General features: G+C 46.0%; 10 protein-coding genes. All 10 read left to right on the top strand.

The window, feature by feature from the left end:
• Positions 1-308: 308 nt before the first annotated feature.
• The 10 genes from PAEVO_RS09370 (at position 309) to PAEVO_RS09325 (ending at position 14,267) form a co-directional block, all read left to right on the top strand.
• The gene (locus tag PAEVO_RS09370) at positions 309-1,982 is read left to right on the top strand and encodes an extracellular solute-binding protein (protein WP_100537297.1); all 1,674 of its coding nucleotides are present in this window, start codon (positions 309-311) and stop codon (positions 1,980-1,982) included.
• Positions 1,983-2,098: 116 nt separating this feature from the next.
• Complete coding sequence (locus PAEVO_RS09365) at positions 2,099-3,004, top strand: ABC transporter permease (RefSeq protein WP_207797460.1); 906 nt, start codon at positions 2,099-2,101, stop codon at positions 3,002-3,004.
• 37 nt (positions 3,005-3,041) lie between these two features.
• Positions 3,042-3,926 (top strand): carbohydrate ABC transporter permease, encoded by an 885-nt coding sequence (locus PAEVO_RS09360; protein WP_127592939.1) that lies wholly within the window; start codon positions 3,042-3,044, stop codon positions 3,924-3,926.
• Positions 3,927-3,966: 40 nt separating this feature from the next.
• The gene (locus tag PAEVO_RS09355) at positions 3,967-5,697 is read left to right on the top strand and encodes a sensor histidine kinase (RefSeq protein WP_100537296.1); all 1,731 of its coding nucleotides are present in this window, start codon (positions 3,967-3,969) and stop codon (positions 5,695-5,697) included.
• Positions 5,698-5,709: 12 nt separating this feature from the next.
• Positions 5,710-7,392 carry a response regulator gene (locus PAEVO_RS09350; RefSeq protein ID WP_100537295.1) on the top strand — a complete coding sequence of 561 codons (1,683 nt, stop codon included), beginning with the start codon at positions 5,710-5,712 and terminating at the stop codon, positions 7,390-7,392.
• Between the two features lie 96 nt (positions 7,393-7,488).
• Positions 7,489-8,763, top strand: a complete 1,275-nt coding sequence (locus tag PAEVO_RS09345; RefSeq protein ID WP_100537294.1) for a Gfo/Idh/MocA family protein — start codon at positions 7,489-7,491, stop codon at positions 8,761-8,763.
• A 305-nt stretch (positions 8,764-9,068) separates the two neighbouring features.
• Positions 9,069-11,711 carry a DUF4855 domain-containing protein gene (locus tag PAEVO_RS09340; protein WP_243390696.1) on the top strand — a complete coding sequence of 881 codons (2,643 nt, stop codon included), beginning with the start codon at positions 9,069-9,071 and terminating at the stop codon, positions 11,709-11,711.
• 202 nt (positions 11,712-11,913) lie between these two features.
• A complete protein-coding gene (locus tag PAEVO_RS09335; protein WP_100537293.1) occupies positions 11,914-12,147 on the top strand; it encodes a transcriptional regulator in 234 nt (77 codons plus the stop codon).
• A 190-nt stretch (positions 12,148-12,337) separates the two neighbouring features.
• Positions 12,338-12,946 (top strand): hypothetical protein, encoded by a 609-nt coding sequence (locus PAEVO_RS09330; protein ID WP_133120318.1) that lies wholly within the window; start codon positions 12,338-12,340, stop codon positions 12,944-12,946.
• A gap of 424 nt (positions 12,947-13,370) precedes the next feature.
• Positions 13,371-14,267, top strand: coding sequence for an AraC family transcriptional regulator (locus PAEVO_RS09325; protein WP_100537291.1), 897 nt, complete (start codon positions 13,371-13,373; stop codon positions 14,265-14,267).
• Positions 14,268-14,575 lie beyond the last annotated feature (308 nt).

The following is a 14,575-nucleotide window of genomic DNA, read 5'->3' as shown; positions in this document are numbered from 1 at the left end:
ATGATCCAACGCCTCCAGACAAACATGAATTTATATGCTAAGTATATAGACAAGGCATGCCTTCAACCAGATACTGTTATTTACTTTCATACATACATGTTGAGGTGTTTCAATTGAAAAGTAAACGCCGCCGTTGTATACGTTAATTCACGGTAATTATTTATTTTTTGCCTGGTGTCAAGAGGTGTATACGAAAGTAAAGACTAGTATATAGAACAGCGAGGAGCTTCTTTCTATACTGGAATTATGAAAGACTGCAGTACAATTTGCAGCAAAAACTAAACGAATTATACACGGAGGGGTAAAATTTGAAGAGCAAAAAAGCACTTGTCATGATCTCCTTGACGCTTGCATTGGCGATTTCAGGCTGCGGCTTCAAAACGTCGTCTGAGCCAAACCAACCACCTGGAAATTCCAAGGAACCAATCCAAACGCCAGGCACAGGAAACAGCAATGATATCGTTGAGGTTTCAACGGTTTCGCCAAGCGATCCTTACTTGAAATTTGACGAAGGTGAAGACTTCGACAAAAACTCAGTTTATGACGTTTATGAAAAAGATATCGGTGTCAAAATTACAAACAAGTGGATTGCCGATGTAAGCCAATTTAAAGAGAGAGTAAAAATTGCGATCGCATCCAACGATCTTCCGGATTTCTTGCTTGTAAACGCCGCACAGCTTAAAGAGCTTACAGAAGCGGATATGATTATGGATTTGACAGAGATTTATGATCAGCATGCTACGGAAGAGACGAAAAAGTTTCTGACCATGGACGGCGGCATGCAGATGAAAACTGCGATGATCGACGGGAAAATGATGGGGATTCCAAGCTCCTACAACCCGTTCAACTATCAATACTTGTTCGTTCGTACAGACTGGCTGAAAGAACTTGGCTTGCCTGAGCCTAAAACAATGGATGATTTCATAAAAATTGCCGAAGCGTTCAAAACCAAGAATCCTGGCGGCACAAAACAAGCTTACGGTATTGCGGTCAGCAAAAACCCATTTAGTATCGAGACAGGCGTTACCGGTCTGAGAGCGTTCTTGAACGGCTATCACGCTTATGAAAACATTTGGATGGAAGATGGGAACGGCGGTTTGATGAACAGTGATATCCAGCCCGAGATGAAGCAGGCGCTTGCAGCGCTGCAAGACATGTTCAAAAAAGGGTTGATCGATCCTGAGTTTGCGGTTAAAGATACGGAAAAAGCCGCTGAGCTCATCTACGACGGCAGCATCGGCATGGTATTTGGTGCTTCCTGGACACCGGCGCAGCTTGTGCAGGGCGCTGTGAAAGACGGGAAGGTTGTTCAAGAATGGGGAGTGTTCCCTATCCCTTCCGTAGACAACAAGCCTACATTGAATCAAATTGGTCTTGGTGTTGACGAGTACTATGTGATCTCTAAACAAGCCAAGCATCCTGAAGGCGTTATCAAATTGCTGAACCAATGGATCGTCGTTGATAATACGATGAATCCGACAGATGAGCAAAAAATCTATCTGTATGGTAAAGACAAACAAGAAAAAGGCAACAACTACTGGCTGCTGAACCCGCTTCGCGTAGGCAAACAGATGGATAACAACGGCGAAATTCTGCCGAAAGCGATCGAAACGAAAGATCCTAGCATTCTTCAAACTGCAGACCAGAAGGGTCGTTATGAACGTGCGATGAAATTTATCGATGGTAGCGATATCAATATGTGGTGGGAAGTGCTGATTTCGGGGCCGAACGGAGCGGTATCGCATAACCCAAAAATCCAGCAAAACAAAGAATACCTGCAAAACAAATTCTACGGCGCACCTACGCCGACGATGGCAGACCGTCAAGAAATTTTAACGAAGAAACGTGATGAAATATTCATCAAAATCATAATGAACCAAGTATCCGTAGACGAATTCGATTCATTCGTTGAAGAGTGGAAGAAGCTTGGCGGCGATGAAATCACGAAAGAAGTTAACGAGTGGTATCAATCGATGAAATAGGATCTGTAGCGCAAAGGAGGGATTGAATCTATGCAATCCCTCCTTTTTTCAAGAACAATCAGGTTCTTGAGCAAGGAATGCGCACAACATGAAAAGTGAATCAGCGAGGTGAAGATATGAATAGTCTGACGCGCATGTGGAAGAAGGAATGGCCGCTTCATTTGATGCTGCTGCCGGGTTTAGCTATGATTGTTATTTTTAGTTACATTCCTATGACAGGAATCATGATGGCTTTTCAAAAATATGTGCCGAATAAAGGGTTGTTCGGCTCCCCGTTTATCGGATGGAGGAACTTCCAGCTGTTAATGGATTATCCGGATATCGGCCGCATCTTCTTTAATACGGTATACATTGCTGTAATGAAAATCGTTGCCGGTTTGTTCGTGCCAATCACGATAGCAATTTTGCTTAATGAATTGCGTAGAGAATGGATGAAAAGAACGTTCCAAACCCTGGTCTATCTGCCCCATTTTCTATCCTGGGTGCTGCTGAGCGGGATTTTGGTCGATATTTTGTCTCCTTCCTCCGGCATATTGAACCAGCTGCTTGGATGGTTCGGCATGAAGCCGATTTTCTTTCTTGGCGATAATAACTGGTTCCCTTATGTCATGGTCATCTCCGATGTATGGAAAGAATTTGGATTTGGGACCATTGTTTATTTGGCGGCGCTGACAGGAATCAATCCTACGCTTTATGAAGCCGCTGAAATCGATGGCGCGGGCCGCTGGAAACAAACGCTTCACGTGACGCTGCCGGGCATGATGCCGATCATCGTTCTTATGCTTACGCTTAATATCGGCAATGTGCTGAATGCCGGATTTGATCAAATATTTAACCTGTACAGCGCGCCGGTGTATGAAAGTGCCGATATCATCGATACTTTCGTCTACCGCATGGGGATACAGCAAGCCCAGTTCGGATTTGCCACAGCTGTCGGCCTATTAAAATCCGTCGTATCCTTTATTTTCATTTCCGTATCCTACGTACTCGCATACCGACTAGCGAATTACCGTATTTTCTAATGTCGGAAAAGTCGGTGATTCAGAAAGGAGACAGACCGTGGTTATTAAACCCTCATTCGGAAGAAGGGCTTTTCTCGTTTGCAATCTCATCTTTCTTGCGTTTATATCATTTTTATGCTTAATGCCGATCATTCATATTTTGGCGATTTCCTTTAGCTCGGGTTCGGCGGCGGCAGCCGGCAAGGTTGCGCTGTGGCCGGTAGAGTTTACAACGGCGGCTTATGATAACGTGTTCGGCAAGCCTGAATATGTAAGAGCCTTTGGCATTTCTATTCAACGGGTTGTGGTTGGGACGGCATTGAGCATGCTGTTAACGATTGTTACGGCGTATCCTTTATCCAAGGACCGCCATACGTTTCGTCTAAGAACCGTTTATGCCTGGATTTTCGTATTTACGATTTTGTTCAACGGCGGACTCATTCCTACCTATTTGACGATTAAAAGCCTGGGACTTATTGATTCTCTCGGAGCCCTGGTGTTTCCTATGGCGATTAACGTATTCAACGTCATCCTGCTATTGAACTTTTACCGCAATTTGCCCAGGGAGCTTGAGGATGCTTCACGGATAGACGGAGCCGGGCATTTTTCAACACTTTGGAAAATATATGTTCCGCTATCGTTGCCCGCACTGGCGACAACGGGGCTGTTTACGATGGTAGGGCATTGGAATAGCTGGTTCGATGGCATGCTTTATATGAATCATCCGGAAAATTATCCGCTGCAAACCTTCTTGCAAACCGTTATTATTAAGATGGACTTCCGATTTCTTAAATCGGAAAATGTGGAACTCATGCTCCAGCTGTCCGATCGTACAAGCAGGGCGGCACAAATCTTCGTAGCGGCTTTCCCGATTCTTATTGTCTATCCATTCTTGCAGCGGTTTTTCATCAAAGGCATAGTAATGGGAAGTGTAAAAGAATAGACAAAGAAGGTCGTAGATCTCAGACACAGGAGAACAAACGATGAAAAGTATATTCTTTTTACAGGATTCCTCTATATTCAGAAAAATAATGGCTGCCTTTTTGGCGGCCTTACTGCCGCTTATGGCATTTACCTGGATGATGAATGAGCAAGGAGCCGATCATATCCGCAGTGAAATATCCGATTCAATATTGAATACGACGCGGTTTTATTTAGACTCCCTGGATCAGGAAGCAGACCGGATCAGCCGATATTTGCCTAACTACGTCATGGACAGGGATTTAATGGAAGTGGCGGCGACAGGCGAGCAAATGAACTCCTATGAGCGGTCGTATAAAATATTGGATATTCAGCACCGCTTGGATTTAATGAAAAATTCCAGTCCGTTCATTCGTGAGGCGAAGGCGTACATTCCGCATATCGAGCGAACGGTGCTGAGCAACAGCTTTGAAACCAGTCTGGATGCGGAAGAATATGAAGCGATGCAGCCAGACAAGAAGCTTTATGCGGAGCCCTTTATTTATTGGCAGGACCGGCTGTTTATTACGATGCAGTACCCTGCAGGCAAAGAAGACCCGCTCTATGTGGTAGGCGTAGAGCTCTCAACCGGCAAAATGAAAGAAACCTTAGCGCAAATCGGCAATAGCAGGGGTGGCCAGACCGTATTGTTTAATCTGGAGCGCGGCTGGGAAATCAATGGCGGCTCCGACCTTGAATTTCATGATCTGATGAAGCAGCTGGCTTTTGAAAAGCAGGCGGCGAAAATGGATGAGGGCTATGATACGATTCATTATAAAAATAAGCGATATCTAACCGTATTCAAGTATTCCAGCCTATGGAATTCATACTTGGTAACGAGCATACCGGAAGAGATGATTCTCGGTTCGTTGCAGGTATATAAAGCTTTGTTCTGGTGGGCTTGCGCGCTTGCGGTTATTATTTTTTTATTTTTTACCTATTTTTTAATCCGGTTAATCTACCGACCGCTGATCAAGCTGGTGCGTTCCTTCCGCCGCATGCAGCAAAACGAGCTGGAGCCGATCTTGATCGACCGCAGGAAGGATGAGTTCGGCTATTTATACCAGGCTTTTAACGATACCGTGAAATCTTTGAAAATATTGATTGAGGAAAATTATGAGCAGCAAATTCGCAATCAGCGTTCGGAGCTGAAAAGATTGCAATCGCAAATTAATCCTCATTTTTTATATAATTGCTTTTTCGTGCTTTGCCGCTTGATTAAATCCGATCACCAGAAGGAAAAAGCCTACCAGTTCTGTTTGTACATCGGGCAATATTTTCAATTCATTACTCGCCAACATGATGACGACATCCCGCTGGAGATGGAGCTTGAGCATTCCCGCATTTATGTGGAGATGCAGTCGATTTGTTACGGGGATCGAATCCAAGTGCTGTTTGAAGTCGAAACCCAGCCGATTGAAGTCCCCCGATTGATTTTGCAGCCTATTATTGAAAATGCCTACAAGTACGCCCTCGGCAATTTGCGCGGCACGGGCGAGCTATGGGTGCACAGCAAGCTGCGAAATGATGCTTTATACATTTATGTAGAAGATAACGGCGAGTTCATGACGGACGAGGAGATCGAAGCGCTTGGCAAGAGGCTGCGTTATTCAACGAACCAGATGGAGGAGACAACCGGCCTGCTTAATGTTCATCGCAGAATTCAGCTTCGTTATGGAGAAGAGTATGGGATTGACGTATCACGCTCTGAGCTTGGCGGGCTTCAAACTATTATTAAACTGAGCATGAGCTAAGGAGGAATCGCCATGTACAGGCTTTTAATCGTGGATGATCTGCCGATTATTGTAGATGGTCTTCTGGAGTTGTTCGAGAAGACGGAGCATTTGGCGCTTGAAGTCATGAAGGCCTATTCCGGCGAAGAGGCGCTTGAGGTGCTGTCACATCACCGGATGGATATTGTGATTTCGGACATTAAGATGTCCGGCATCGAGGGCATTGAGCTGCTGCAGGAAATAAAATCGCAGTGGCCGGCGTGCAAAGTTATTTTATTGACAGGGTTCAATGACTTTCACTATGCGAAGAACGCCCTTACGTTTGGCGCCTTTGATTATTTGCTGAAAGTGGAAAGCGACGAGAAGATCATTCATACCGTTGAACGGGCGATAGAGGAAATTGAAGAGGAGCAGGGACAGGCTCAAATGATCTTGCGTGCCCAGTCCAAAATGAGAATAGCGATGCCTTCCTTGCAGAAGGAATATATTTGGGGCTTATTTCAAGGCAAGACGATGACGGGACAGCAGCTTCGGGATGCTTTTGCGGAAATGGACATTCCGCTCGACGCATCGCTGCCCGTCTATTTACTGATTGGCCGGATCGATGCCTGGAAGGAAATGTTCACGGCGCCGGACAAGGCTTTGCTCGCTTACGCCCTTCAAAATATCGGCGATGAGTATTTATCCGCCCATGTGCGCTGCTTCTCCGTTGTATTTGATATGAACAAAATGGTATGGATCTTTCAGCCTAAAGCCAGTCCGGAGATAACGGCGGATACCTGTACGATGGAATGGACCCGGGCATACCGCTATGTGAGCGGCAATTTGGAGACGATACAGGCAACCAGCAAAAAGCTGCTAAGCCTCTCCGTATCTTTTCTTATTGGCAGCGAGGCTGTCCCATGGAATCGGCTGTCGGATCGTTTTCATGCGATGAAATACGGTCTTATGCAAGGCCATGGCTTGTTCCATGAGGTCATCATGACCGATCAAGATCTTCAGAAGTCCGAAGAAAAAGAGAAGGCGAAAAGCTATCATGACAGCTTTTTTCACGCTCGCGTACAGCTGCTGATGAGCTGTCTTGAAAATAATCACCGCGAGCAGTTTAATCATCTGTTTGTTGAATTGACAGATATCTGGAACGATCCGGATACTCCTTATGAGCGCAAGGTGGAGTTGTACCATTTCCTATCTGCGGTATTCCTGGCACATTTGCACAAAAATAAAGATATGCGAGACTATATGAATACCCAGATGAATATGGACATGCTGTTCCGCCAGGAGGAGACCGCTTCATGGACGGAGCTCATTCCATACTATTGGCAAATCGCGGACTGCTTTTTTGAATGGAATGCGATTCGAGGGACAGAGCTGCCGGCGGAGGTCGTCAATAAGGTGCATCGTTATATAGAGGAGCATATTGCGGATGATATATCCCTAACCGCGATTGGGGATTATGTCAGCTTGAACCCATCCTATTTATCAAGGCTTTACAAGCAAATAACGGGAATCGGACTATCTAAATATGTAAATGATTACCGTAATGTCATTGCAAAGGACATGTTGCTCAATACATCCATGAAAGTCAATGAAATTGCCGCCAAGCTAGGCTACAATTCAGCGCTTGCCTTTATCCGTTTCTTTAAGAAGCAAAATGATATGACGCCGCAGGATTTTCGGACGGCCCGCACCGAAACGATGCAGCAAGGTCAATAAATGTATATGGAATGTAAGCAATGATCTATTTTGATGCGCGGAGTCACCCCTTACAATGAAATTATAATGCAATTGTACATGCAAGGGGGACTAACATTGAGAACATTAACGGCTGTACTATTAGGCGCAGGCAGTAGAGGAAGATACATCTATGGACCGTATGCGGAAAAATTTCCGAATGAGCTGAAGTTTGTTGCCGTAGCCGAGCCGGATGATGAACGCAGACAACGCTTTGCAGAGATTCATGAAATCGCTGAGGAGCATGTTTATCATTCTTGGGAAGAAGCATTCGAGCAGGGAAAAATAGCCGACGTGATGATCATCTGCACGCTTGATCGGATGCATTATATACCGACATTGAAAGCGTTGGAGCTGGGCTACCATGTCATGCTGGAGAAACCGATGTCACCGAATATGCGGGAATGCATAGAACTGGAGCAGGCTTCCCTTAAGTTTAAGCGTTTGCTGGTGGTCACGCATGTGCTTCGTTATTCCCCGTTCTGGTCGGGCATCAAGAAATGCATTGAGGCTGGGGAGCTGGGTGCCATCGGCACCATTCAGCTGACAGAGAACGTAGGCTATCACCATATGGTTCATAGCTACGTACGCGGTAATTGGCGCAATTCCGAGGAAACAAGCCCGATGATTTTGGCCAAATCCTGCCATGACCTGGACCTCATCTCCTGGCTGATGGATGAGCCGTGCACAGCGGTCAGCTCCTTTGGCTCATTGCTTCATTTTAAAGCCGAGAACGCGCCGGAGGGTGCAACGGACCGCTGCATTGATGGTTGCGAAGCTGAGAGAGAATGTGCCTTTTCAGCGATTAAAATGTATTTGGAGCAGCCTGCCGATCATTGGGCGCGCTATATGACGCACGATTTATCACAGGAAGGCATTATCCGGGCACTTAAGGAAGGACCGTTCGGGCGCTGCGTCTATCGCTGCGATAACAATGTTGTCGACCATCAGGTCGTCAATATGGAATTTGCCAGCGGCGCTAACGCTAACTTTATTATGTCGGGATTAACCCAGAGCGGTACTCGCCGAGTGCAGATTATGGGCACGCAGGGAGAGATCATCGGCGACATGGATAAGGGCTCATTTACGCTGTACCGCTATGCAACGGGCGAAGAAATTGAAATGAAATGCAGCGTGCAGGGAGACGGCCACGGCGGAGGCGATGAGCGCATGGTGAGCTCCTTCCTCAAAAATGTACATAAGTTCGATCGCAATCCGTCCCAAGGACTTACATCGGCTACAGCTTCCTTGCAAAGCCATTTGATTGCCTTCGCTTCCGAACGATCCCGTTTACAGCAAGGCAGAAGCATAAAGCTGACCGAGATGTATCACAAGGAAGAAGCGGGCGTTTAATTGTAGAAATCTTCAAAACGATGTGTGTGTGGGATAGGCAAAATTGAACGGAATCACTTGCTGCGCCGTAATGATGGCGGACATCCGCGGCGTCCGGGCTTGGAAAGTGAGTACCCCGGATGCCGCACAAGTTCGCGAGCAAAGAAGGAAATGGGGAATGAGAAATTTTTGTTTTTGAAAGCGGTTCCAAATGAGGCTTGTGCCATATTTCATGAAAGGGGGGATCCATTCAGGTATTCTTCACAATGTGGTAATGATTTTAGGCATTTCCTACAACACTCGAGAGTAAAAAAGGAGTTGACCAGATGATTTCAAATAAGAAATGGGGATCCGCCCTGCTGGCAGCCGTATTGCTGATGGCCCCGGTTTCCGCGGTGCAGGCGATATCGCCTGTTCCAAAAGTGGTTCTTGCGCAGGCGGGAGCTGCAGCGCAGATGGAAGGACAAGATGCAGGAGATCCACAATTCGCACCGGATCAGCCGACGGATGCCGGGGAACCGGAAGCGGAACAAGCATCCTCAGCGCCGAATACAAACCAGAGGGGTGCATCTTCGGCAGTGGAGGAGATACAATTCCGCAATCTGGCGGCCGGTCTCCCTTATGAATGGTCCGAGGAGCCAGAAGCGTCGCGTCCAGACGGCGGGTACAAGCTTACGGATGGAAAATACGGTACCTTGGATATGAACGACACGGCATGGGTAGGACATGTGTATGGAAAAACGCGGGAAGTCGTCTTTGATCTCGGTGAGGAAAAGTCAATCGGAAAGATTACGGCTCACTTCTTCCAAGACTATCCTGCCAACTCGATCCTCGTTCCTTTAACCGTTTCGATGTATGTTTCCGACGATAAAGAAAATTGGGGACTGCTGTCCCATAACGCCACCCAGCTGCTCTGGGGGGAAGGGCCGCCAAGACAGGAAACCTTTGAATGGGACGGCAGCCGGGATGGTATCAAAGGCGGGAATACGGACGGCAAGCTGGCTTATGCCCGTTATGTTAAAGTAACCTTTACGATGCATCCTTCGCAATGGGAATACATTGACGAAATCGAAATTATAGGGACGGATGGCAAGGCCCAGGGGGCGGTAAAGGTTCCTGCCGAACCGCCTCGTTTTTTGGAGCCGGGAGAAGCTACGGCCGGTATCCGGAACCTGAATCTGCTGTATAACGGACAATATGCAGATGGTTTGGGTGATTGGAACAAAGAACGGATTATCCCTAATATCAGTTATGTAAATCAAGATGGCGAGCCTGTCGACTGGCTTTTTGACGGGATATTATATCTCGGACTGGCTTCACCTGCCGGCCGTGACTTCGGCGTCGGACAAACGATCCTGGAGGACTGGAACTGGTATTTGGATAAAACCTTCGCAGCCGCAGGGGATATGCAGCAGCTGAATGAGGCTACTGTGGAAGTCGGGGCCAAGCTGCACCAGCCTGATCATAAGATGAAGGTTGTACTCATGATACCGAACCCGGGGGAATACGTAAACGACTTTGGCGACATTGACGGTGACGGGGTATCCGAAAGCTTTAACGACTCGGTTGTCGGCAAAGAGAAAGCGCTCGACAATCGGATAAAAGCGATGCAGTGGTGGCTCGATCAGGTCCGCCAAAGATGGCAGGAGGCGAACTATTCCAATCTGGAGCTTGTTGGCATGTATTGGCTGGAAGAACAAATCAGCACAAGCGATACAGGTCCGGATTTGCTCAAAGCTGTAAGCGGCAAAGTTCATGACATGAACTTGAAATTTTTCTGGATTCCTCACTCTTTGGCTTATAAAAGCTTTATGTGGAAAGAGGTAGGGTTTGATGCCGTGGCGCTACAGCCTAACTATTTCTTCGGCGAAATGGATTCCGACCGTTTGGAGGATGCCGCGAACCTGGCCAAGCAATATGGGATGTCGATCGAGCTTGAGTTCGATGACCGGATGCTGACGGACGGCGTATTCCGCGATCGTTATATTGAATACTTGAACAGCGGTGTTGAAACCGGCTTGATGCAAAATGGATTTAGAGCGTATTACCAAGGCAATAATGCCGTTTATAACATAGGGGTAAGCAAGGATCCAAGCTTGCGTTTAATGTATGACTGGCTGTACCAGTTCTTAAACGGAACGTACACGATTGACAGCAGCCCGACGCCGGAGACAATGGAGGAGCTGGTACGGAGTTATGTCGCATCGAGCGAGATCGTTTCGGTTTTTGGCAATGAGTTGTTGTATCGTTTGCAGAACATCAAGCAGCTTCTGGAGCAAAACAAGCCGAAGGACGCCGTATCGTATATGCAGGATTTCCTCGCACACATTCACGACCCTGCCGTGCAAGCGCAAGGGTTGATTTCGGCACCGGCAGCAACGGTGCTTGATACCTATGCCCAAGTTCTCATGGAAACTTGGTCTGACGACTGGGGCCTCAGCAATCTGGCTCAAGGTCTAAGCTATACCATTTCGCAACCGCCGAACAGCAACTATCCCGATTCCGGAAATGAACTGACGAACGGCCTATTCGGCGGAACGGATTTCGGCAACGAGCAGTGGCAGGGTCATGCGGGAAGCGCTTTCCCTGAGGAACGAAGCCGCACCATCACATTGGATTTGGGCCGCAACAAATCGATCGGATCCATCAGAGCCCATTTTCTTCAGGATCAAGGACCCGGCATCTATTTCCCTCAGAACGTCGATTTTTCCGTTTCAACGAACGGCCAAACCTGGAGTACACTGGCAACCGTTTCCCCACCACCGGCACATGATGCTGTCTCTGCCGAATTCGTGAAATGGAGCGGGTCAGCAGACGGCGTACCGGGAAAAGCGGGAGCCGATAAAGTGTACGCCCGCTACGTCAAGGTCGAATTCCCGGTCAACGTCTGGGTCTTCCTTGATGAAATCGAAGTTCTTGGCCTTGACGGCAAGGCGAATGGAGCCGTAGTTTTGCCGCCGACGCCGTAAAAATCTTATAGACTTGTCTCCTTTTTCAAAGAATGGATCAATAAACTAACGGGAGACGATAGCCCGGCGTTGGAACTCGCCCAACATATTGGACAGACGCATGGGGAACTTCATCGTTATGGGCCCTTTATAAAGTATATCCATGCTGGCAATGGACAACGCTTAAGGTTAAAGATTATCTTATGCGGGAGGTCATCGCTGCTTGAAATTTGAACTAGGACGTTGCTTACTGAATGAACGATTGATGGAATCCGGAAAGTCAGCGGAATGGCTGGCAAAAGACTTGCGTTTCAAACCGGAGCGGGTTTACGACTTTATTGAAAACAAAAGAGTGATGCCACTCAAAATGGCCATATCGATCGCCGATTCCATCGGTTGTGATGTTCGTGCCTTGTATGAATTAATTCCGAACGATAATGAAGTAAAGGGAGATTAATTCTCGAGGACAAAAACATGGTCCCAAAGAAAGTCGCTATTTTTAGCGGCTTTTTTTGTAATTCGACAGATATTTCATTAAGCTAATGGGCAGATTTGCGCAACTTCCATTATATGGTATAGTATAAGAAGTGAAATGACGGGACGAACGGTTACAGTGTGAAGAGTGAGAAAGGAGCGAAAATGTGAGGATGTATTCTAAAAGCAATAGAATATTGATTAGTGTGGTTTTTATAGTTTGTTTAGTAGGAGGTGTAATGGTATTCCAAAACACATATGCTAAAAGTACGACTAGTCAAAGCCACACAAATTCTCCTAACTATCCTGAAAATGAATATGGACAGACATACGGTTCTGCTGAAGAAACCACCTCCGTTGAAATGCTACCTGATTTAATCCAAGCGGGAAGTGTGAATGGCATTAAAGGGTATTTGCTGAAAAAAGATTATCTCGGTGAACCTGGTGACGTCCCACTGTATGATGTTTATGGGAAAACCATAATTGGTTCTTTTCATATTAGCGATAAGCATATGAACTATCCTAAAAATAAAAACGGACAGACATACGGTTCTAGCTCAGATGCAACTTCTCCAAAAACGGAACCTGAATTAATTAGTGCTATAGGTGTGGATGGCACTGCAGGATATGTGCTAAAAAAAGACTTAGACGGCGAGCTGCCAAAATCACCCGAGGAAGCCATTGCAATACAGAACAGAAGATCACCAGATGGTCACGATATTCCGCTGTTTGATGTTGATGGTGAAACTGTAATTGGTGTGTTTCATGTTGGAGGAAAGTAATAAAAAGGGAGGCCGGTTGAAATAATTGCCTAAATCTAGGGGGGATTTACCACATGGAATTGACGGAGGGCAAAAACGTTGTCCCATTGTCCATGTCGAGGGATCTGAAAAATGGTCCCATTGAAAGTCGCTAATTTAGCGGCTTTTTTGTTTTATCGGTACAAGTTTTTGTCCCGAGCCAAGGAGAAGAACTTGTGCCTATTACCGTAATGGACATCAAGTTGGTCCGATTACTGATTCGGTACATATCTAATTAGAATTCAACAGCCATTTTATTAAGCTTATGGGCAGTTTTGATTAATAAAGGAGTTAAATCCGTCCCTGCCGAATCATGTAGAGGAAATAATGCCAACTTACTTGTGCATAAAAAGTTGCGATACAAAGTCGCTGTTACTCTATACTTCGATGGAGAGGAGGGAAAGAAATGGATTGGCTTACGAGGATGAATCGGGCATTGGATTATATCGAAATGAATATATCCGGAGAAATCGACCTGACGGAGATAGCAAGACAAGCTTGCTGTTCGTGTTATCAGTTTCAAAGAATGTTCTCCTTCATTACGGATGTTACACTGGCGGAATATATACGACGCAGACGGCTTACTCTTGCGGCGATTGATTTGTTGAATAGCGATACGAAAGTGATTGATATTGCCATTAAGTACGGTTATGATTCACCGGTTTCTTTCGCGAGAGCTTTTCAATCGATGCATGGTGTCAATCCAACTACGGCTCGTCAAGAAAGCGTCGCGTTGAAAGCATATCCACGGCTTTCCTTTCTTATTTCAATCAAAGGGGTTGAGGCGATGAATTATCGGATCGAAACCAAGGAATCTTTCCAAGTATTTGGTATTGAAAGAGTGTTTCAAACAAGCGGAGATGGCGATGGACCGACTACACCGGGGGGATTATGGCAACAATGCCATGCCAATGGGGAGGTAGAGAGACTCGCTACCAATGCGGGTGAATTGCCTGTATATCTCAGTAAGGATTTGTATAAAGTGCATGCAGTGTGCAGCTATCGAAAAACCGAAACGGATACGTTTCCGTATATGCTGTGTTCATTTAAGAGCGATTCCAGTAAAACGGAAGGATATTCGGAAATCACGATCCCTTCACACACGTGGGCTATATTCCCATCCGAACTGTTTACATGGGATCAATTTAATGATTCCATTGAGTCGTTATACCACCGCTTTTATTCAGAATGGCTTCCAACAGCAGGTTACGAACAGGTCGATGGGATGGAATTCGAAGTCTATGGAGGCAGAGATGGCCTTAATTATGTTGAATTGTGGTTCGCGGTACGAAAAACCTCCTGAATGATGAAGACAGACAGAACGTTGGATCATCAATAAAGGGATAAATACGTCTTTGTTTCGGTATGAGGGATCATTGAAACGGGTAACGTTAGTTCAATAAAAACAAGAAGGCAGCCGGCCAAACAAGCATTTTTTAAATTGGTGGTTGTACAATATTCCGTTAAAAACGCTTTCGGATGATTATCTAATGTCTGGCGCGATTCCAGTTTTTATTTTATATTGACTAAATGTTCACTCAATAATAAACTAATACTAAAAAAACAGTAGAAAATGGAGCGTTTGCATTGTTTTTACATTTTGAGATTACT

This window comes from Paenibacillus sp. GM2FR (genome assembly GCF_002803325.1).
GTDB lineage: Bacteria > Bacillota > Bacilli > Paenibacillales > Paenibacillaceae > Paenibacillus_AQ > Paenibacillus_AQ lautus.
The sequence above is the reverse complement of the archived record's forward strand: the minus strand, read 5'-3'. Positions and strand labels throughout refer to the sequence as shown.

What these genes read in the sequence shown, in the direction of transcription:
- PAEVO_RS09330 (WP_133120318.1), top strand. Translation starts at nt 12,338, where the DNA reads ATGTATTCTAAAAGCAATAGAATATTGATTAGTGTGGTTTTTATAGTT.
- PAEVO_RS09325 (WP_100537291.1), top strand. Translation starts at nt 13,371, where the DNA reads ATGGATTGGCTTACGAGGATGAATCGGGCATTGGATTATATCGAAATG.
- PAEVO_RS09355 (WP_100537296.1), top strand. Translation starts at nt 3,967, where the DNA reads ATGAAAAGTATATTCTTTTTACAGGATTCCTCTATATTCAGAAAAATA.
- PAEVO_RS09340 (WP_243390696.1), top strand. Translation starts at nt 9,069, where the DNA reads ATGATTTCAAATAAGAAATGGGGATCCGCCCTGCTGGCAGCCGTATTG.
- PAEVO_RS09365 (WP_207797460.1), top strand. Translation starts at nt 2,099, where the DNA reads ATGAATAGTCTGACGCGCATGTGGAAGAAGGAATGGCCGCTTCATTTG.
- PAEVO_RS09350 (WP_100537295.1), top strand. Translation starts at nt 5,710, where the DNA reads ATGTACAGGCTTTTAATCGTGGATGATCTGCCGATTATTGTAGATGGT.